The sequence below is a fragment of the Bacillus sp. HMF5848 genome (assembly GCF_003944835.1).
GTDB lineage: Bacteria > Bacillota > Bacilli > Bacillales > HMF5848 > HMF5848.
In genome coordinates this window covers 3,325,153-3,345,668 of sequence record NZ_RWIV01000001.1, presented here as the reverse complement: position 1 = coordinate 3,345,668, position 20,516 = coordinate 3,325,153, and the positions used below count along the sequence as shown (strand labels likewise).

The following is a 20,516-nucleotide window of genomic DNA, read 5'->3' as shown; positions in this document are numbered from 1 at the left end:
GTACAAACATGGCAGTAGAATGGGTAGCTGAAAGAACGTATGAAGACATTTTATACGAAACATACAATGGGATTGCAAAAATCACTATTAATCGTCCAGAAGTTCGTAACGCATTCCGTCCTAAAACAGTAATTGAGCTAATTGACGCATTTGCGTATGCTCGCGATGATTCAAATGTAGGGGTTATCATTTTAACAGGTGCTGGTGACAAAGCGTTCTGTTCAGGAGGAGACCAAAAGGTTCGCGGACACGGTGGATATGTGGGGGAAGACGAAATTCCTCGTTTAAACGTTCTTGACTTACAGCGTTTAATTCGTGTTATTCCTAAACCAGTCATCGCTATGGTTGCAGGTTATGCGATCGGAGGCGGTCATGTTTTACACATCGTGTGTGACTTAACAATTGCTGCTGATAATGCAATCTTCGGTCAAACAGGTCCAAAGGTAGGAAGCTTTGATGCTGGCTATGGCTCAGGCTATTTAGCTCGTATCGTCGGTCATAAAAAAGCGCGTGAAATTTGGTTTTTATGTCGCCAATATAATGCGCAAGAAGCACTTGATATGGGGCTAGTCAATACTGTTGTACCGCTAGAAAAACTAGAAGAAGAGACAGTTCAATGGTGTGAAGAAATTTTAGAAAAATCTCCGACAGCCATTCGATTCTTAAAAGCTGCATTTAACGCGGATACAGATGGTCTAGCTGGTATTCAGCAGTTTGCTGGAGATGCGACTCTTCTATACTATACAACAGATGAAGCAAAAGAAGGTCGTGACGCATTTAAGGAAAAGCGTACGCCTGACTTTAAACAGTTCCCAAGATTTCCATAAAAATATCGCACATTAAGCAGCTTGAGCAATCAGGCTGCTTATTTTCAAATAGGAGATGGAATGTATGACTGTGGTTCCTAATTGGTTAATCCAACGTTCACAATTAACTCCGGGTAATAAAGCTTTAACATATAAAGATAACACATACAGTTATCAAGAGCTTCATGAACTTGTCTTAAAACGAGCAAATAAATTATCTGCCCTCGGTATAAAGAAACGAGATGTTGTAGCAATATTTCAACAAAATAGTGTTGATATGCTGTTAAATATCCATGCACTTCGTTATATAGGTGCTCTTAAGGTACTTTTAAACACACGCTTATCTTCGCATGAACTAGAGTGGCAAGTTAAAGATTCAAAAGCAACATATCTACTTGTTGATGATAGCTTTTCATTTACGGAACAAAATGTTCCTGTTTACAATAACAGTTTAGTTGAAGCTACAAAAGAGAATACGTGCGAGGTAGAGATGGAGTTCTCACTAGATGACATTGACACTATTATGTATACTTCTGGTACAACGGGTAAACCAAAAGGAGTTATGCAAACATACGGAAATCACTGGTGGAGTGCGAATGGCTCATTACTTAATTTAGGGTTACAGACAAATGATTGTTGGTTAACGTCTGTGCCGCTATTTCATATTAGTGGACTTTCGATAGTGAATCGTTCTGTTATTTATGGTATCCCGATGATACTCATGGATAAATTTGACCCTGTTCTCGCTAATACATATATAATGCAAAAACAGGCTACGATTATGTCTGTCGTATCTACCATGCTTAAGTTGATGCTAGAGCATTTAAATGAGGAAAGTTATCCAAATACTTTTCGATGTATGTTGCTTGGTGGAGGTCCAGCCCCAAAGCCATTGCTTGATGCGTGTATAGAAAAAGCTATACCTGTTATCCAAACGTATGGAATGACGGAAACTGCATCTCAAGTCACCACATTATCCCCACAATATATGTTCTCAAAGCTTGGATCTGCTGGTAAGCCTTTGTTCCCTAATCAAATTAAAATTCTGTCTGAAGGAAAAGAGCAAGAGCCACATAATATTGGTGAAATTGTAGTAAAGGGGCCAAACGTAACGTGTGGATATTGGCAGCGTGACGATGCGACACTGCGTGCATTCATCGATGAATGGTTGTATACGGGGGATTTAGGTTATAAAGATGAAGATGGTTTTTTATATGTGGTGGATAGACGATCAGATTTGATTATTTCTGGAGGAGAAAATATATATCCAGCTGAAATTGAAGCTGCATTGTTATCTATTGCAGGTGTGGCTGAGGCTGGTGTAACAGGTATGAATGATACAGAGTGGGGGAAAGTACCATATGCTTTTGTTGTCATGAAGCCAGGGTGTACTTTCAATGAATACGACATAAGGACTAATTTACAGCAGCAGCTAGCAAAATACAAAATGCCCAATCGTATCTTTTGTGTTAAACAGTTACCACGAAATGCATCAAACAAACTTATGCGTCATGAATTATTGAAGTTGATTATTGATATAAATTAAGATAAAATACCTTATGTAGTATTTTAGGGGGATATCAATGAAACATATTATTGCATTTATAAGTGTATTATTACTTTTGTCTGCTTGTTCAACACAATCCACATACGAGGATGTTTCTGTAGAAAAGGCTCAAGAAATGATTGCCAATAATGTTACTGTTATTGATGTAAGAACAGAAGAAGAATATGCTGCAGGACATATTCCTAACGCTCTTCTCATGCCACTTCACGAGTTGGAGAATCGCTTAGGTGAATTAAATAAAGGTACAGAATATGTGATTGTTTGTAGAAGTGGCAACAGATCAGCACAGGCAAGTAAAATTCTTGTTGATAATGGCTTTACATCCATATTTAATATGCTAGGCGGTATGAATCAGTGGACGGGTGAAGTTGTAACTGAATAATCTTTTATCTAAAAGCAAGCTTTCTAATGGGAAGCTTGCTTTTTTTTTGTTTACTGCTAATAAAGAAATAAAAATTGTAGCAACTAACCACCTACCACTATATATAAATCTCATAATGAAGAGATTGAGAAGAAAACATTTCGTGGTCTGAATAGTTTCTACAGTATGTCATGATAAAAAAATTAGTGCCTCTGTAATTAGTTGAACTTTTGAGTGGGAGCAATAACTAATTGATAATTATTCTTGACAAATTGGCTGTCTTTAGTTTAAGTTTTGCATAAGGGAAACATTTTTAACTATACAAAAGAATAATGGTGGATGTAAATAAAGTTGTAACAAACTATGAAATTTTGAATATAGTAACATTGCAGTTTCTTCAACAGTATGTTTCCTAAAAAACAAAAAGAGGAGAGAGGGAAATGTTCAAAAAGTGGTTTTTGTCAATAATCTTAGTTGGATTCCTGGTAGTGTCCACAGCTTGTGGAAATCAAGCAACTAATTTAGATTCATCAGAAGGTAATGTACTTGAAGTTACAGTAACTATAGGACAAATAGCGGATGTTGTTGCAAATGTTGGTGGAGAACATGTGAAAGTAAATTCTTTGATGGGCCCTGGTGTAGATCCTCATTTATATCAAGCGTCACAAGGCGATATTTCAAAGCTTGATAAAGCAGATATTATTTTTTATAACGGTTTACATTTAGAGGGCAAAATGGGTGAAATTTTCGAGAAGATGCGGGAAGATAAACCAACAGTTGCTGTAGCAGAGGCAGTGCCAGTTGATAAATTGATAGCGGTAGAATCGAATGAAAAAGCCCATGACCCACACGTATGGTTTGATATAGATCTATGGATATATGCAATCGAGGAAGTACGTGATGCTCTTAGTGAGTTAGATAGTGCTAATGCAGATAGCTACAAAGCGAATGCAACAGCTTATATAGAAAAGTTAAAAGATTTAAAAACATATTCGTTAGATAGAGTGGCAGAAATACCAGAGGAAAGTCGTATTTTAGTAACAGCACATGACGCTTTCGGTTATTTTGGTAGAGCGTATGACTTTGACGTAGTAGGACTACAAGGTTTAAGTACAGATGCCGAATACGGCTTAAGAGATGTTCAAAATTTGGTGAACCTACTCGTTGATAAGAACATAAAGGCAGTCTTCATTGAAAGTAGCATTTCAGAAAATTCTATTGAGGCTGTAGTGGAAGGAGCCAAACAAAAGGGTCATACTGTCGTAATTGGTGGAGAGTTATTCTCTGATGCAATGGGTGAAGCTGGTACAGTGGAAGGAACCTACTACGGCATGTATAAGCATAACATCGACACGATTGTTGACTCATTAAAATAATATATAGAGGCACTTATCCAGTGCCTCTTTCAATCTATATATAGAAACTAGGAAAGCGGGGGTAAGCGGATGACTGGTGTATCACCACTTTTAGTGGATAATGTAACGGTTGCTTATAATAAAAAGCCAGTATTACAAGAAGTAAGTTTTTCTGTACCGGAAGGAAAGTTGTTAGGTATTATTGGTCCGAATGGAGCAGGTAAATCTACTTTAATAAAATCTATTTTAGGATTAGTGCCAAAAGCTACGGGAGATGTACATGTATACGGGAAATCATATGAAAAGCAACGTAAGCTTGTAGGGTATGTACCTCAAAGAGGATCGGTTGACTGGGATTTTCCAACCAATGCGCTAGATGTTGTTTTAATGGGTCGATATGGTCATGTTGGTTGGTTTAAACGTCCAAGTAAACAAGACGCAGAGTATGCGATGCAATGTTTAGATAAAGTAGGTATGAAGGAATATGCTACTAGGCAAATTAGTCAATTATCCGGTGGTCAGCAGCAACGTGTATTTTTAGCTAGAGCACTTGCACAGGATGCAACTATATACTTCATGGATGAACCGTTCGTTGGAGTCGACGCAGCTACTGAAAAAGCAATCATTGCTCTTTTAAATGAATTGAAAGCACAGGGAAAAACAGTATTAGTTGTGCATCATGATTTACAAACGGTAGAAGAATATTTTGATTGGGTGTTATTGCTTAATATGAGAAAGATTGAAATGGGACCAACAAGCGAAGTGTTCACACTAGAGAATCTTCAAAAAACGTACGGCGGACGGTTAGCTTTTTTAAAAAAGGAAGAGGCACTTATTGAACAAAGCTAGGAGGTGACCAGTTATGCAAGAGTGGTTTCTATACTTGTTAGATGCAAATACTCAGTGGGTATTAATAGGTACTACATTACTAGGATTGGCAAGTGGTGTGTTAGGGAGCTTTTCATTGTTAAGAAAACAAAGCTTAATCGGAGATGCGGTTGCACACGCGGCTTTACCTGGTATATGTATCGCTTTTCTTATTATACAAAGTAAATCACTTATTTTGTTTTTATTAGGAGCCGCAATATCCGGTTTAATTGCTACATTTTTTATAGAGAAAATTATTCAGCACTCAAGAATCAAGGAAGATACAGCATTAGGCCTTATCCTGTCAGTGTTTTTCGGGGTTGGGATAGTGTTACTAACGTATATAAACCAAAATGCATCAGGTAATCAAAGTGGATTAGATGATTTTATTTTTGGGCAGGCGGCGTCGCTTGTTGGAGAAGATGTAAGATTAATTACAGGTGTTTCTGCAGTTCTGGTGTTTATTACATTTGCATTTTTTAAAGAATTTAAGTTACTCACATTTGATCCGCAATTTGCCAAAGGAATAGGTCTACCAATAGGCTTTTTTAATAATCTCCTTATGACCCTCATCGTTTGTGCCGTTGTTATTGGGTTACAGGCTGTTGGAGTAGTGCTTATGGCAGCTATGCTTATTACACCGGCTATTGCAGCAAGATATTGGACAGATAAGCTTGATAAAATGGTAATCATTGCTGGGGGCATTGGTGCAGTCTCGGGAATGCTTGGGACATTCTTAAGTCTAGTAACAAAAGGTATGCCAACTGGTCCAGTCATTATTGTGGCAGCCACTATTATTTTCATTATTTCACTTACGTGTGCTCCTCATAGAGGGTTAATAGCAAAAGCATATCGTCGTGCAAAACTCAGTAGATCAATAGCAAGAGAAAATATGTTACAAACATTCTATGATTTAAGTGAAGAAGCATGTAAAGAGTCTGTTAATGGCTATGCGAATTGTGCATTTAGTATTGAAGATATTCAGGTAAAAAGAAAATTAAGTAGAAGATTGATTGTTAAAATGGCCAGTGAAGCAGAAAATAAGGGTCTTCTGTATCGGATTACACCGGAGTCATGGAGATTAACAGAGAAGGGCTTACAAGAAGCGCATAACTTGACGTTAGAAAAAAGATTAGTAGATATATATTTAATGCATGAGATGCAATTTCCGACACTTTCTATACGTGACAATCACTCTTTTAGGATGACTGATTTGCCTGAAAAAACATATAACCAGTTAAGAAAATTACTAAAAGAGCATGGTAGAGAGCCAATTTTAATCGCTGGTGATGGTCCACGCATAAATAGAAGTAAAGATAGGGGGCAGACAAATGGGGTATGACGCTTGGATTATCTTGACAGGATCTCTTGTCGGAGCGGCATGTGGTCTTGTCAGCTGTTTCCTTATTCTAAGAAGAATGGCAATGTTAGCAGATGCTATTAGTCATTCTGTTATTTTAGGTATTATTGGTGCGTATTTAGTTAGTCAAAATTTACAAGGAGTAAGTATGTTAATTGGTGCAGTTATCGTCGGGATGTTAACGGCTTTTCTTGTGCAATTTCTAAACTCACTAGGTGTGCAGGCGGATGCATCCATTGGTGTCGTTTTTACATTTTTGTTTGCTGTTGGTGTTATTTTGATATCTGTTTTTGCGGGGCAGGTTCATATAGATACACAACATGCGTTAATGGGCGAAATAGCATTTATACCATGGAACACACTCGAAATCGCAGGAATGAATCTAGGACCTATAGCAGTTTGGATGTTGAGTGTTGTGTTAATTATTAATATAATCCTCATTGCTTTATTTTATAAAGAAATAAAAATAAGTTCGTTTGATCCTGAAATGGCGTTAGCTCTTGGTATTCCTATTACGGTCATACATTACTTATTAATGGGAATGCTATCTATTACTACTGTTGCATCTTTTGATAGTGTAGGAGCGATATTAGTAGTAGCCATGTTAATTGTGCCAGGTGCAACTGCCTATTTGTTGACAGACAGATTGTTTGTAATGTTAATACTGAGTATTGCGGTTGGAGTGGCAGCAGCAATATTAGGCTATTGGTTTGCTAGTATTTTTAATGTATCTATATCAGGGTCAATGGCTATGATGGGTGGCGTGTTATTCACACTGGCTTTATTCTTCTCACCTACACATGGGTTAATTGCAAAGTATATCGCTAGAAGAAAAATTCGTTACAGAGAAATAACGAGAGGCAGTTAGAGTAACTGCCTCTTTCTTTTTTGCATTATATTGTAGCGACAACTTTTTTCTTTGATTGTAAGCCGGGATGTTCTCCCGTCTCAGCCCGCTGTAAAAAAATCAAATGCGGGTTCAGTTACTGCTCCGAGCCAATGCATGCTTCGTATGAAACCACAGTATTAAAGTTTGGTTAATAGTTTATTCCAAATCTTCTAGCATACCAAGTTCTAAAGCGCGACCAGCGATTAAATCATCAATTTCATTAGGTAAATCATCTAAAGAGCCAAATTCATATGTCCATAAGTTTGTAAAAGAATCAACGGCAATCGGAAAACGCATTTGATCAGCATCTTTAATTTCTTTCATAAAATTGTTTATAAGTGATTGTTTGTCGATTGTCATGATTATTATCCAGCTCCTTTTAATGATTATTTGTCATAAAGTGGATGTTTGTCATTGAACATGATGAGCAAACATGAGTGTATGTATTACCTCATTACTATTATTTGTAAATTATAAGTGATTATACAGATGAAGAATTGTGGATTGAATTAATTTTTTCGGATAGGAATCAAACTAAATGTGAAAAAAAAGTGAAGTAGAGACGGTAATTCAGTGGAATTGTAACAAAAAATTTACATTTTAACGAGTCGTTTTTCAATATTCTCACACAACCATATATTATGATTAAAATGTAAGATTAACATGTGGGGTATTGAAATATATATATGAAGAGAGCCAACGTGTTGGCTCTCTTCTTTTTTAAATACCTTCCCGAACGGGAAAGTCCATCTCCTTTAGGTGTAGGAGTGTCAGGTTTTTTTTGTTTTATAAGGCTTAAATCCTTTTGTGAAAATACGCCAGAAGTAAATGAAGCCAGGAAACAAAATGGCAAATCCAACTAAATATGAAACAAATAAAGCCCGAAACGCAGTAGGATTTGTAAATACGTCGCTCAAAAGATAGTCAGGATAAATAATATATGGTAAATGTGACTTGCCGTACGCAAAGCTTGCTAAAAAATATTGTCCTACTACTGCTATAACAGCTAAACGTGGGCGGCCGCGACCGTGAGGATTTTCTTTGTTCGGTAAAAACAACAAAGCTCCTGCTATTAAAAACATAAGAAATGAGGCAATTAACCATCCGATATTTTCAAGCATGTTATCGTAAATCCAACGTGCTTCGAAGCGCATTGTGACAACAATCAGAATTCCAATAACAATTGAAATGGGACCTGTAATAAGTGCATCTTTACGATAAATTTGGTACGCCTCAAACTCTTTAGCTTCATAAGAAAAATCTGAAAGCAGTAGTGAAGATAAAAACAGTGAGCTAGCTATGGCAAAAGCTAAAAACGCATATTCCTGTGGGCTTGTAAAAAGCTTGACTAAGTCTAACTCTACATGATCGCCTACTACTTTCTCATAACCACCGTGAGTAATTGGTAAAACACTCAAGAGTAGGCCTGGGATTAATAAGCCTGAAATGCCTGATATATAAGTTAACGGTTTTCGATAATCGTCTGCTACATGAGAGAACACTAGTAAACCACTACGGATTGATAAAAGAACAAGAATTAAGCTACCAGGAATTAAAAGTAAAGTTCCAAAAGCAAATGTAGCCCCTGGGAAAAACGTGATTAGAGCAACTACAATGGCCACAATAAAAGTATTTGTAACCTCCCAGGTAGGTGACAAATAACGATTAGCGATATTAGTTGCATTTGTTTTTTCGCGATTAATATAAATCATCGACCAAAACCCAGCACCAAAATCCATAGTAGCCATAACAGCATAAATAAAAATAAACCCCCACAGTAAAGCAATTGCAATTAATACATCTGTCATGTTGATACCCCTCCTTCAGGTGCTTGCTTAACCTCATCAGCCAGAGGGTTACGGCGGAAATAATAAAGTAATACAAGGACAACCGCCACACATAAAAATACATATAGTACACCGAATAGTACAAATAATGTGCTAAGATTAGTTGCTGTTGTAACAGCATCCTCAGTTAATTGCATTCTATATATAGTCCATGGCTGTCTACCAGTACAGGCAAAAATCCAACCAAATTCAATTGCAAGCATAGACAAAGGACCTGATGCTACAAATGCCCACATAAATAACCTCGGAAACTCCTTCTTTTTCAAGATTTTGTTCCAGGCAAATCCAGCAATTGAGAGCATAATTAAAAATCCACCAATTAAAACCATGGCGTTAAACAGTGTATGAACAAACAATGGCGGCCACCATTCTTCAGGAAAATCATCTAATCCAACAACAACGGTGTCAAAACGGTCGCCAGCTAAAAAACTAAGAGCCCACGGTATTTCAATGCCCCACTTTACTTCTTTCTCAACCGGATCAGTGAAGCCACCAATAGCTAAAGGGGCATATGGCTGGGTTTCAAATAAACCTTCTGCAGCAGCTAGCTTTTCAGGCTGATACTCATGAAGCATTTGTGCTGATTCATGTCCATTTGTTGCAGTTAGTATTGAGAATACACCTCCAACAACTAGACTTAACATAAGTGCTTTGCGATGATGCTCATAAAGTTTTGTTTCTGCTTTATACTTAAGCATTTTATATGCTGCCACTGACGCAACAGCAAACGCACCTGTCATCCATGCAGATACAGCAACGTGTCCGGCGGAGACAAAAAAGCTCGGATTAAAAAACGCTGCCCACGGGTCTACATCAACAATGTTGCCATTTCCATCAAACCGAAAGCCTGCTGGTGTTCCTTCGAAAGCGTGCACGTTCGTAATTAAAACCGCAGATCCAACAGCACCAATCGCAACAAGTGTAACGCTAATAATTCGCATACGGGCAGAAATACGGTTTGCAGCGTACACATATATTGACATAAATAATGCTTCTATAAAAAAAGCGAAGATTTCAATTTGGAAAGGTAGTGCCATTACCTCTCCAATAACCTCCATAAATCCAGGCCATAGTAAGGATAACTGCACTCCAGCTATAGTACCGGTTGGTATTCCGACACCTAAAAGAATAGCGAATGTTTTTGTCCACCGACTAGCCATAATTTCATAGTCCGGGTCTTTTGTTTTTTGAAACAGTAATTCTGCTAGTAAAATCATTAATGGTAGACCGACTCCAAGAGTCGCAAAAATAATATGTACGCCCATTGTTGTTCCAAATAATGAGCGGGCAATAACGATGTCATCCATACTGTGACTTCCTTTCATTTTAAATATCAATATAGGGAGTTATAATACCTGCACTTAGTAACTAGTTAGAGTTGAAGATATATAACTCTGGACTATCTATTTTATGTACAAACATTATTGTCCACATTTTGGAAAGTGTTATGCATCTTATTTCACTTAAACATGTATGAAAAGAAGTCGGAATTTTTTAAACTAAGGACCCGCTATATGCTGTAGCTGTGATATATTGGTTATAATACGTATTCGATAAGGGGGATTGAATTGCAATGAGTCTGCTAATGGATATGCTAGAATTCAATGAACAGTTTGTAACTAAGAAGGAATATGTTAAGTATCAAACAACGAAGTATCCAAACAAAAAGCTTGTTGTTTTAACTTGTATGGATACACGATTAATTGACATGCTACCTAAAGCGATGAATTTAAAGTATGGAGATATGAAAATTGTAAAAAATGCAGGGGCATTAGTAGCTCACCCATTTGGTAGTATTATGCGTAGTATTCTCGTAGCAATTTATGAATTAAAAGCACAAGAAGTCATGGTTATCGGACACCATGATTGTGGGATGAAAAGCTTGAATGCAGATAGAGTTATCGAGGAAGCGAAATCACGTGGCATTTCAGAAGAGACAATTAACACTATTGAGTATGCAGGTGTTGATTTACATGGATGGCTGCATGGTTTTGAGAATGTGGAGGATAGCGTAAGACATAGTGTCGATATTATTAAACATCATCCTTTAATACCTTTAGATGTAGCTATTCATGGCTTAGTTATTGACCCCGAAACGGGTAAGCTTGATCTCATTATAAATGGGAATGAAGAAAAGCTTGTTAAGAAGTGATTATTTTTTCTTTTTTTCTGGTACGTAATCAAAGCCACCTGGGTGAAACGGATGACACTTACTAATTCTTTTGATTGTTAGCCATCCACCTTTTAATGCGCCATGACGTTTAATAGCTTCGAGTCCATAATGCGAGCATGTTGGATAAAAGCGACACGTTGGTGGCTTAAGAGGAGAGATGAATTTTTGATAAAAACGAATAATCGCTATAAATATGACTCTCATAATGTAACACCTACCTTTACTATCACAAAATATATCATATTCCTTATAATATGAGAAATACAATGTATTAGGCGTTAAAATAAAATGTGAAAAGGAGAGCGACATATGCCATCTGTAGAAAGCTTTGAACTAGATCACACTGCGGTTAAAGCACCATATGTGAGACATTGTGGCTTACATAAAGTAGGAAGTGACGGAGAAATAAACAAATTTGATATTCGTTTTTGCCAGCCAAATAAACAAGCAATGAAGCCGGATGTCATCCATACACTTGAACATTTGTTAGCATTTAATATTCGTGAGTATGCTCAAAAGTATAATCATTTTGAAATAATTGATGTATCTCCTATGGGCTGTCAAACCGGATTTTATTTAGTCGTAAGTGGGAATGCAACTGTAAAGGAAATTATTGATCTATTAGCGGATACTATGAAAGCGGCTGTGACTATAAGTGAGATACCAGCAGCCAACGAAACACAATGTGGGCAAGCAAAGCTTCATGACTTAGAAGGTGCAAAAAAGCTCATGAACTTTTGGTTAAATCAGTCTAAGGAAAATCTAGCAAAAGTGTTTGAATAATTCATGAATATTTTGTGAAATCAGTAACAAAAATATTTTAATTTGCTATATTTAAATTACATCAAACCTTTTATTATGTCGGAGAACAACAAAATATTGCTGTTCTCTTTTTTTTGTAAATGTGAGGTTTGCACAATTGCAAATGGGGTACTAATAACTTAGAAGGAGGAGATGTTTACATGTCTAATCAATTAACACAAGTAGTAAATAAGCAAATAGCAAATTGGAGTGTTCTTTACATCAAGCTCCATAATTATCATTGGTTCGTAACAGGTCCAGAGTTTTTCACGTTACATGCGAAATTTGAAGAGCTTTATACAGAAGCAGCCGTACATATTGATGAGTTGGCTGAACGTCTATTAGCTCTAGGTGGGAAGCCAGTTGCTACAATGTCGGAAATTCTTGAAACGGCTACTATAAAGGAAGCTGCAGGTCAAGAGGATGCAAAAGAAATGGTACGTATAATTGCGGATGATTTTACAACTGTAACAGCTGAATTGAAGGACGGTATGTCTTTAGCTGATGAAGTAGATGATGAAACAACAGGAGATATGCTGTTAGCCATCCACCAAAGCTTAGAAAAGCATGTTTGGATGTTAAATGCATTCCTCGGAAAATAGATGTGCGAAAGACTTACTTTTTAGTAAGTCTTTTTTTTTTCGCTTAGTCTTTACGCCTTCTGTCGTATCTAGTAAAGTATGTATATAATAATTCGACCTACGAAACAATAGGAGGGTATCATGTTGATAGATTTGCGAAGTGATACGGTAACGAAACCGACAGAAGACATGCGACGAGCAAGCTACGAGGCAGAAGTAGGGGATGATGTGTATGGTGAAGATCCTACTGTACTAAAGCTAGAAGAAAAGGCAGCCGAAATACTAGGAAAAGAAGCAGCTCTATTTGTCACAAGTGGTACGCAAGGAAACCAAGTGGCCGTTTTAACACACTGCCAAAGCGGCAATGAAGTCATTTTAGAGGCGGAGTCTCATTTGTTTTATTACGAGGGTGCGGCGATATCTGCTTTTGCCGGGGTACAGCCAAGAACTATAATAGGTAAGCGGGGGACTATGTCAGTAGAAGATGTGGAAGCAGCTATTCGACCCGATGATGTTCATATGCCTGAAACAGGACTTATTTGTTTAGAAAATACACATAACAGAGCTGGTGGAGCCGTAGTAGGTTTGGATAACATGAAAGCTATTGCCGATGTGGCGAACCGCCATCATATACCAACTCATTTAGATGGAGCACGTTTGTTTAATGCTGCTGTTGCTCTACAAGTTCGTGTTTCAGACATTACTAAGTATGTGACAACGGTACAAGTATGTTTATCAAAAGGACTTGGTGCGCCTGTTGGTTCTATACTAGCAGGAGATAAGACATTTATTGAGAAAGCTAGAAAATGGCGAAAGCGTCTTGGTGGTGGCTTACGTCAAGCAGGGATTATTGCAGCACCAGGGTTGATTGCGTTAACAAGCATGACAGAACGACTAGTGGAGGACCATAAAAAGGCGAGCATTCTTGCGGAGGGTTTCGCAAACTTTTCTGGCCTTGAGGTCGTGAATAACGTTGAAACAAATATTGTTATAGTAGATGTTAAAAAGCAAAATAAAACATCACAGCAATTTGTAGAGGAGCTCAAGCAACAGGGAATTTTAGCTGTCCCATTTGGACCTTCGCTTGTTCGCTTTACTACTCATTATGATGTGACCAATGAAGACATAGACAAGACGATATCGACAATTCATAAAATGGTTAACTGATTGAGAGAGAGCATGGGATCATACTATCCTGTGCTCTTTATGTTAGAGCTCTTCTGATGGTGTATAACATGTAAGGGGACTGACTGAATGAGGAGCGTGTTATTTCTAAATTTTTCATATCAACAATGTAATGAGGTGTATGACAATGACAATGGAAAATGAAAAGGTAATAGTACTTTCAGGCGCAAAATAATTAAGTAATGTACGATGACATCCGACAATACTAAGAAGTTAGTGGTTTTATTTATTTTTTTCAAAAAAACAGACCATGAAGGTCTGTTAGGGAGCGGCTAATGGATAATACGTCCATTTGAATGGTCGACAGATTTCATCTCCGAGATTTGTTCCTCGCCAATTAATGCTTTTAAGTGCTCAATCATATATAAACCGACCATATCGGTTAACTCTTGGGTGCCCATTTCTTGTATAAATTCCATTAAATCCTCGCGATTCAATTCCTCTAATACTGAAAAAGCTAAAAAATCAGCGTCTTCTTCATCCCCAGATAGCTTTTCACGATACATATTATATAGTTCTTGAATAAATTTACGCATACGCGTCAACTCCTTTGTGAGCTTACCTTCATATCGGATGTAGTTTTAACAACTAATGACGTTGAATAATCGTAATAAAAGTTATGTTTTGCCCCGTCCACTTTTGATTGTAACACATATGATAATAAAGAAAACTAATTTGACTTAACAAAGAATCACTTCTTTACTATCTGTGAAAATGTTAGGGGGGGTACCGTTGGATAAACTTAGCATGGGACTAGGAATTAAATCTACATTTTCTCTTGCAGCATCTTTTATGACGGCTATGCTTGGAGGATGGGATATGATGCTTGTTATCTTAATTATGTTTGTTGTTATTGATTATATTACGGGTGTGCTTGCTGCAGCAGTGCAAGGGAAATTATCGAGTCGAGCAGGCTTTAAAGGTATTGTCCAAAAAGTTATGATCTTTGCGCTTGTAGCTGTTGCACATCTCCTTGATTTAATCTTAAGCGGAAACCATAATTTTATTCGTGATACTGTCATATTCTTTTATTTATTTAATGAACTAATATCAATTATTGAAAATGCTGGTGAAGTAGGTTTACCTATTCCAGGCATTTTAATGAGAGCTATCGAGATATTACGGAATAAGTCATCAGAATAATGTTAATGTCGTTACTTCATACTATGAGAAAAAGGGAAAAGGTGACGACATTGGGACAAAAAACTTATTATATACATGTTGCGTCTGGTGAAATTACACAGAGCAGAACTGCTTCAGCTTGGGACTTCGAAATTTCTGCATTAGATGATGAAATAACGTTGTTACGAGAGTTGTTTGATCAGAATTATTCTAGTGATATTCAATCCTTTTATAGAGCTCATGTTCCATATGTACAATATCACGACGATAAACCGAATGATGGCTATGATAACGGTCTTTTAAATATTTATAAAAAAATCTACGAGCTTGGTACGGATGAAACGAAGAAGCAGATTGAGGAGATGGATATCATCACTACGTTGGAGGTTCCTATTGATGAACGATGATAATTTTACCAGCAGGATAAATTAAACCCTATCCTGCTGATAAATGTTATTTTATTTTCGCCCAGACAAGATGCACGTTCTCGTTAGCGTGGTATGGAGTAGATTTGTCGTTAAAAAACCTATTTTGAATAGAAGCAGGACCTAGATCCTCTACAATCTCAAATCCTAGCTGATTTAATTGATTAGCAAGAAATAATGGATCAAATGTCGTATTCATTGCTTCTCCTGTTTTCTGCAATTCTTTACGGACTTCATTAATAACCGCATCCGTTTCAGTATGATAAACGGATAATCGAACTACCTTTGGCGGCAATTTGCCTTATTGCATTAAGTGTTTCAAAAACATTTTCAGGAGATAAATACATGGTTACACCAAGCCAGCTAAAAAAACTCTTCTGGCTTTTATTATAGACAGATTGTAAAAGACAGTCGTTGTTTTAAAACGTTAAAAAGGACCTGGAGAGAAGTTTTCCCCAAGTCCTTTTTAATTATGATACGTACATTGTTTTTAGTTGTTTTTGAATCTCTGCATTATCTAAATACTCATCATATGACATTTGTTTATCCATGATACCATTTGGTGTAATTTCGATAATACGGTTTGCGATTGTTTCAACAAACTGATGGTCATGTGAAGCAAAAATCATTGAGCCTTTAAATTTCATTAAGCCATTGTTAAGAGCTGTAATGGATTCTAAGTCTAAGTGGTTCGTTGGCTCATCAAGAAGCAATACGTTGGCGTCGCTTAACATCATTTTAGATAGCATACAACGAACCTTTTCGCCTCCAGATAGTACCTTTGCTTTTTTCATAACCTCTTCTCCAGAGAAAAGCATACGGCCTAGGAACCCACGTAGGAAAGTTTCACTTTCATCCTGAGGAGAGAATTGGCGTAGCCATTCAACTAGGTTTAAATCACTATTTTCGAAAAAGGCTGAGTTATCTTTTGGGAAATAAGCTTGAGATGTTGTGACACCCCATTTAAATGTGCCGCTATCTGGCTCCATTTCTCCCATTAAAATTTTAAATAACGTTGTTTTTGCAATTTCATCGGTACCTACAAGCGCGATTTTGTCATCTTTATTCATAACAAAGCTAACATTATTTAAAACTTTCACGCCGTCAATTGTTTTTGTAATGCCGTCTACACGTAAAAGGTCATTTCCAATCTCACGACCTGGAGTAAAACCAACATAAGGATAACGTCTAGAGGAAGGTTTAATATCATCAAGATTGATTTTATCTAAAAGCTTCTTACGAGAAGTAGCTTGTTTAGATTTAGATGCATTTGCACTAAAGCGAGCAATGAATCCTTGCAGCTCTTTAATTTTTTCTTCTTTCTTTTTATTCGCTTCTTGGGATAGCTTCAATGCCAATTGACTAGATTCATACCAGAAATCATAGTTTCCGACATACACTTGAATTTTCCCAAAATCAAGATCCGCAATATGTGTACATACTTTGTTTAAAAAGTGACGGTCATGTGATACAACTATGACAGTATTGTCAAAATTAATAAGGAATTCTTCAAGCCAACGAATCGCTTCAATATCCAGATGGTTTGTCGGCTCATCGAGTAATAGAATATCAGGATTACCAAATAACGCTTGTGCTAATAATACTTTTACTTTATCAGAGCCTGATAGGGTTTCCATCTTTTTAGCGTGAAGCTCTTCGCCTATGCCCAGACCTTTTAAAAGAATAGCTGCATCTGCTTCCGCTTCCCAGCCGTTTAGTTCAGCGAATTCACCTTCAAGCTCAGCTGCACGCATACCATCCTCATCAGTAAAGTCTGCTTTCATATAAATCGCATCTTTTTCCTGCATTACTTGATAGAGGCGCTTGTGCCCCATAATAACCACTTGCAATACTTCAATCTCTTCGTATTCAAAGTGGTTTTGCTTTAATACTGCCATGCGCTCACCAGGAGACATTGATACGTGTCCAGTTTGAGCCTCTAAGTCACCGGCTAAAATTTTTAAAAACGTCGATTTCCCAGCTCCATTTGCACCAATAAGTCCATAGCAATTACCTGGTGTAAACTTAATATTAACATCCTCAAATAACTTTCGATCAGAAAAACGTAAACTTACATTTTGAACTGTTAGCATATATATTTCCTTTCATCTTAAAATCATTTTTGATTATAACGACAAAACCAAACTGTTTGTCACTGTTATACACACTTTTGTTATTATACATGATAGATTGATGACAAACAAAACTATTATGTTAGCGGTTTTGCTTTTTTTTCTATATCCTCTGGAATAAAAAGTGACTGTATTTCGTTGTAGCGAGAATACCTATTAATAATTGTATGTATAGTGGTAGGGCTTTCTTCTGTCGTATAGTGGATAACTACACTAAGTGGTAAATAGTTACTTTCATCAATAATATACGTAATCTCTGCCGATTTAGTTGGAAAAGGGAGTACTTTAAAATCTTCATTTACATGATTATATTTCAATATATACGTGTCGTTGTTGCGTATTGAGCTAACACTCTCGGTTTCATCAGTAAAAATATTAAAAAATGAGGCTTGTAACAACTTTTGCAGTGCATCTTGATGGAGTGTCTTAGGTAGCTTGTACCAAATACCTTTGTCTTTTATGTAATAGTCATGTTGGGATATGTAGGCTTCAGAAGATTTTTTTGTAGGGTTTGTAACTTGGTATATGATAAAAGGATCTAATGATATTTTCATTGTTGTGTTTGTACTCGATGTATTTTGATCTTGTGTATTTGTGATGTTGACTTCAAAACTTGTAACAGAAGTCACCGCTTCATGATATCGGTGGATAACCTCCGCTGTAGTTAAGTCGTAGGAGGGCATAACACTTTCTTTTGGAGCACAAGCTGACAACAGCAGTATAGCAAACAATGGGAGTAAAATTTTCATATAATTTCCTCCTTTCAAGTTTTCCAGTAATACTTAGTTTCGTTCTCTTGCTTCATTATCCTTTTATAAAAATAAAATTAGTTCTAAAGCCCAGGCTTTCGACATTTTTTCTATGAACAGAAATATGGTACGATGACCATATGCAGGTTTTTAATTCTAAATGTTCGAAAAGCAGGCACAATTTTATAAAGACTGAAGATATCGCACAAGCTCTCATAAATACGTGCAAGAAGGAAGCGTTAAAAATGATAGATTTCGTGGATTATTATCAAAACAAGGTTGTTTTATCATTTGAAGACCACCCATTTTCTGAAGAACCTAAACATGTTTGGGTGGTGTGCCGATATGATGGAAGATGGTTGCTCACACATCATAAAGATAGAGGTTTAGAGTTTCCTGGTGGAAAAGTAGAACAAGATGAGACGGCTGAACAGGCAGCTATTCGGGAGGTTTACGAAGAAACAGGGGGACAGGTGAAGTATATTCGCTATGTCGGCCAATATAAAGTACTAGGAAAAGACAAAGTGATTGTTAAAAACATATATTTTGCAGATATTGAGTCCATTCTAGACAAAAATAATTATCTAGAAACAAATGGACCTGTTCTTCTTACCATCTTGCCGGAGGACATCGCTCAGGATCATCGCTTTAGCTTTATTATGAAGGATAATGTGTTATCGTATACTCTTCAAAAACTAGCTCTCTTACAAGAATAAGAGAGCTAGAAGGTTCTCTCTTTAATCAATGTCTTTTCTATCAACTCAACTAACTGATACATAAGAGTGGCGAAAATGGCGATGATTAGCAAGCTCATTAACACAAGTGTGAAGTTAAACACCTGGAAGCCATAAATGATTAAATAGCCTAATCCTCTGCCTGAAACAAGAAACTCCCCTACAATGACGCCTACCCAAGATAATCCTACATTCACTTTTAATGTCGAAATGATAGTAGGAAAAGATGCAGGTAAAATGGCCTCAAAAAACCGTTGTTTTTTTGTTGCCCCAAAAGTTTGTAGAACCTTCACATAGTTCGGGTCAACCTCTCGAAATGATGTGTAGACAACTAATGTTGTGATAATAATTGAAATTATAGCACCCATGGCAATGATGCTAGCTAAGTTGGGGCCAAAGGCCACGATGATAATAGGGCCGAGAGCGACCTTAGGCATTGCATTCAATACAACCAAATAGGGATCTGAAACCTTCGCGAATTTGGAAGACCACCAAAGACTAGCTGCAAGCAAAGTTCCTAATAAAGTCCCAAGAATAAAACCGACCGCAGTTTCAAATACAGTAACACCAATGTGTATCCATATAGAGCCATCATATATTTTTTCAATCAGCAATCGAACGATTTTTGATGGAGCACTAAAAATGAGTGGATCAATCCACTTTAAGCGACTAGCAAGCTCCCATATACCGAAAAAGCAAATGAGAATAATCAGCTGATAGCTTCGTATTGTTATTTTTTCCTTACGAAGAGAGTGGATATATTGTTCGTGTAAACTACGGACGTGAGCCGACATTTGTTTCAAGGTTATCCAACTCCTTCCACACTTTTTGGAAAAATTCATTATATTGCTCATGTTGTCTGACATGAAATGGTTTTTCTTTACGTAGCTCAGCAGGCACAATAAACGTTCTTGCAATTTTCCCAGGCTGCGATGATAACAGAAAGATTCGATCACTCATGGCTATAGCTTCACCAATGTCGTGCGTAACAAGAAGTGCAGTTTTTTTAAATTGCTTTAACGTATCTGCTACTAAATCTTCCAGCTTTAGTTTCGTTTGATAATCTAAAGCGGAAAAAGGTTCGTCGAGTAGTAGAAGCTTTGGATTTGTTATTAATGTTCTCACTAAAGCAACACGTTGTCTCATGCCCCCAGATAATTCGCGAGGATACGCGTTCTCCACATACTCTAACCCCATAGATTGTAGTAGGGATACAGCTTTTTCATGTGTTTCTTTTGTGACAGCTCCCATAATCCTAGGTCCAATTAAAATATTATCTAGAATGGTTTTCCAAGGGAACAAATAATCCTGCTGCAGCATATAGCCAATCGCCGATGTTGATTCTTTAATTACCTCACCATCAATACGAACTTCACCCTCTGTTGGTTGAAGTAAGCCCGCAATAATGGAAAGAAGTGTTGTTTTCCCACAGCCACTAGGGCCGAGAAAGGAGATAAATTCTCCTTCCTCAATATTGATTGAAATATCCTCTAAAGCGGTTGTAGCACCTGTTTTAGAAAAGTATATGTGATGAATGTTGTGCAATGTGAGAAAGCTCATGC

24 protein-coding genes and 1 pseudogene are annotated in these 20,516 nt (G+C 37.0%); 14 read left to right on the top strand and 11 right to left on the bottom strand.

All coding sequences use genetic code 11. The features are described 5' to 3' along the window. Positions 1–8: 8 nt before the first annotated feature. From menB to EJF36_RS16055, 7 genes are all read left to right on the top strand, one after another. A complete protein-coding gene (gene menB, locus EJF36_RS16085; RefSeq protein WP_125907288.1) occupies positions 9–827 on the top strand; it encodes a 1,4-dihydroxy-2-naphthoyl-CoA synthase in 819 nt (272 codons plus the stop codon). Between the two features lie 64 nt (positions 828–891). Next, positions 892–2,352, top strand: coding sequence for an o-succinylbenzoate--CoA ligase (locus EJF36_RS16080; RefSeq protein ID WP_125907287.1), 1,461 nt, complete (start codon positions 892–894; stop codon positions 2,350–2,352). Positions 2,353–2,389: 37 nt separating this feature from the next. Continuing rightward, on the top strand, positions 2,390–2,755 hold the full coding sequence (locus EJF36_RS16075; RefSeq protein WP_125907286.1) for a rhodanese-like domain-containing protein: 366 nt from the start codon (positions 2,390–2,392) through the stop codon (positions 2,753–2,755). A 419-nt stretch (positions 2,756–3,174) separates the two neighbouring features. Continuing rightward, positions 3,175–4,110, top strand: a complete 936-nt coding sequence (locus EJF36_RS16070; protein ID WP_125907285.1) for a metal ABC transporter solute-binding protein, Zn/Mn family — start codon at positions 3,175–3,177, stop codon at positions 4,108–4,110. A gap of 69 nt (positions 4,111–4,179) precedes the next feature. Further along, the gene (locus EJF36_RS16065; RefSeq protein WP_125907284.1) at positions 4,180–4,938 is read left to right on the top strand and encodes a metal ABC transporter ATP-binding protein; all 759 of its coding nucleotides are present in this window, start codon (positions 4,180–4,182) and stop codon (positions 4,936–4,938) included. 13 nt (positions 4,939–4,951) lie between these two features. Continuing rightward, positions 4,952–6,298 (top strand): metal ABC transporter permease, encoded by a 1,347-nt coding sequence (locus EJF36_RS16060; protein ID WP_125907283.1) that lies wholly within the window; start codon positions 4,952–4,954, stop codon positions 6,296–6,298. Then, positions 6,288–7,184, top strand: coding sequence for a metal ABC transporter permease (locus tag EJF36_RS16055; protein ID WP_125907282.1), 897 nt, complete (start codon positions 6,288–6,290; stop codon positions 7,182–7,184). The genes EJF36_RS16060 and EJF36_RS16055 overlap by 11 nt, the downstream gene beginning before the upstream one ends. Before the next feature lie 177 nt (positions 7,185–7,361). Here the strand turns inward: EJF36_RS16055 and EJF36_RS16050 are convergent, their stop codons facing one another. From EJF36_RS16050 to EJF36_RS16040, 3 genes are all read right to left on the bottom strand, one after another. Further along, positions 7,362–7,565 (bottom strand): hypothetical protein, encoded by a 204-nt coding sequence (locus EJF36_RS16050; protein ID WP_185806938.1) that lies wholly within the window; start codon positions 7,563–7,565, stop codon positions 7,362–7,364. A gap of 410 nt (positions 7,566–7,975) precedes the next feature. Continuing rightward, positions 7,976–9,013, bottom strand: coding sequence for a cytochrome d ubiquinol oxidase subunit II (locus EJF36_RS16045; protein WP_125907281.1), 1,038 nt, complete (start codon positions 9,011–9,013; stop codon positions 7,976–7,978). Continuing rightward, positions 9,010–10,359, bottom strand: coding sequence for a cytochrome ubiquinol oxidase subunit I (locus EJF36_RS16040; protein WP_125907280.1), 1,350 nt, complete (start codon positions 10,357–10,359; stop codon positions 9,010–9,012). The genes EJF36_RS16045 and EJF36_RS16040 overlap by 4 nt, the downstream gene beginning before the upstream one ends. A gap of 266 nt (positions 10,360–10,625) precedes the next feature. On the opposite strand from EJF36_RS16040, the gene EJF36_RS16035 reads away from it, so the two are divergent. Further along, entirely contained in the window at positions 10,626–11,204 is a 579-nt protein-coding gene (locus EJF36_RS16035) for a beta-class carbonic anhydrase (protein ID WP_125907279.1), read from the top strand. Here EJF36_RS16035 and yidD read toward each other — a convergent pair whose 3' ends face one another. Beyond that, the gene (gene yidD / locus EJF36_RS16030; RefSeq protein WP_125907278.1) at positions 11,205–11,429 is read right to left on the bottom strand and encodes a membrane protein insertion efficiency factor YidD; all 225 of its coding nucleotides are present in this window, start codon (positions 11,427–11,429) and stop codon (positions 11,205–11,207) included. A 105-nt stretch (positions 11,430–11,534) separates the two neighbouring features. Here yidD and EJF36_RS16025 point away from each other — a divergent pair, with 105 nt between their 5' ends. The 3 genes from EJF36_RS16025 to ltaE all read left to right on the top strand — a co-directional run bounded on the left by EJF36_RS16025 (position 11,535) and on the right by ltaE (position 13,774). Further along, positions 11,535–12,008 carry an S-ribosylhomocysteine lyase gene (locus EJF36_RS16025; RefSeq protein ID WP_125907277.1) on the top strand — a complete coding sequence of 158 codons (474 nt, stop codon included), beginning with the start codon at positions 11,535–11,537 and terminating at the stop codon, positions 12,006–12,008. A 179-nt stretch (positions 12,009–12,187) separates the two neighbouring features. After that, positions 12,188–12,628 (top strand): Dps family protein, encoded by a 441-nt coding sequence (locus tag EJF36_RS16020; protein WP_125907276.1) that lies wholly within the window; start codon positions 12,188–12,190, stop codon positions 12,626–12,628. A 123-nt stretch (positions 12,629–12,751) separates the two neighbouring features. After that, on the top strand, positions 12,752–13,774 hold the full coding sequence (ltaE, locus tag EJF36_RS16015) for a low-specificity L-threonine aldolase (protein ID WP_125908422.1): 1,023 nt from the start codon (positions 12,752–12,754) through the stop codon (positions 13,772–13,774). A 290-nt stretch (positions 13,775–14,064) separates the two neighbouring features. Here the strand turns inward: ltaE and EJF36_RS16010 are convergent, their stop codons facing one another. After that, positions 14,065–14,328, bottom strand: coding sequence for a DUF6154 family protein (locus tag EJF36_RS16010; protein ID WP_125907275.1), 264 nt, complete (start codon positions 14,326–14,328; stop codon positions 14,065–14,067). A gap of 196 nt (positions 14,329–14,524) precedes the next feature. Here EJF36_RS16010 and EJF36_RS16005 point away from each other — a divergent pair, with 196 nt between their 5' ends. After that, positions 14,525–14,935: a phage holin family protein gene (locus tag EJF36_RS16005; RefSeq protein ID WP_312028269.1), complete on the top strand. Its 411-nt coding sequence runs from the start codon at positions 14,525–14,527 to the stop codon at positions 14,933–14,935. Between the two features lie 23 nt (positions 14,936–14,958). Continuing rightward, the gene (locus EJF36_RS16000) at positions 14,959–15,321 is read left to right on the top strand and encodes a hydrolase (protein ID WP_125908420.1); all 363 of its coding nucleotides are present in this window, start codon (positions 14,959–14,961) and stop codon (positions 15,319–15,321) included. A 46-nt stretch (positions 15,322–15,367) separates the two neighbouring features. On the opposite strand, the gene EJF36_RS15995 is transcribed toward EJF36_RS16000, so the two are convergent. The 4 genes and pseudogenes from EJF36_RS15995 to EJF36_RS15980 form a co-directional block, all read right to left on the bottom strand. Continuing rightward, a complete protein-coding gene (locus EJF36_RS15995; RefSeq protein WP_125907274.1) occupies positions 15,368–15,634 on the bottom strand; it encodes a hypothetical protein in 267 nt (88 codons plus the stop codon). Continuing rightward, positions 15,594–15,734, bottom strand: a pseudogene (locus EJF36_RS22225) (class I SAM-dependent methyltransferase); the annotation flags it as partial. The pseudogene EJF36_RS22225 and the gene EJF36_RS15995, both read right to left, overlap by 41 nt. Positions 15,735–15,809: 75 nt before the next feature. Next, complete coding sequence (locus EJF36_RS15985; protein ID WP_125907273.1) at positions 15,810–17,432, bottom strand: ABC-F family ATP-binding cassette domain-containing protein; 1,623 nt, start codon at positions 17,430–17,432, stop codon at positions 15,810–15,812. Positions 17,433–17,548: 116 nt separating this feature from the next. Beyond that, the gene (locus EJF36_RS15980; protein ID WP_125907272.1) at positions 17,549–18,220 is read right to left on the bottom strand and encodes a DUF6612 family protein; all 672 of its coding nucleotides are present in this window, start codon (positions 18,218–18,220) and stop codon (positions 17,549–17,551) included. Between the two features lie 245 nt (positions 18,221–18,465). On the opposite strand from EJF36_RS15980, the gene ytkD reads away from it, so the two are divergent. Beyond that, positions 18,466–18,936 (top strand): RNA deprotection pyrophosphohydrolase, encoded by a 471-nt coding sequence (gene ytkD, locus EJF36_RS15975; RefSeq protein WP_125907271.1) that lies wholly within the window; start codon positions 18,466–18,468, stop codon positions 18,934–18,936. A gap of 5 nt (positions 18,937–18,941) precedes the next feature. Here the strand turns inward: ytkD and EJF36_RS15970 are convergent, their stop codons facing one another. Together EJF36_RS15970 and EJF36_RS15965 are read right to left on the bottom strand one after the other, a co-directional pair. Further along, positions 18,942–19,748, bottom strand: coding sequence for an ABC transporter permease (locus tag EJF36_RS15970; RefSeq protein ID WP_125908419.1), 807 nt, complete (start codon positions 19,746–19,748; stop codon positions 18,942–18,944). Further along, positions 19,729–20,514: an ABC transporter ATP-binding protein gene (locus EJF36_RS15965; protein WP_125907270.1), complete on the bottom strand. Its 786-nt coding sequence runs from the start codon at positions 20,512–20,514 to the stop codon at positions 19,729–19,731. The genes EJF36_RS15970 and EJF36_RS15965 overlap by 20 nt, the downstream gene beginning before the upstream one ends. Between the last annotated feature and the right edge of the window lie 2 nt (positions 20,515–20,516).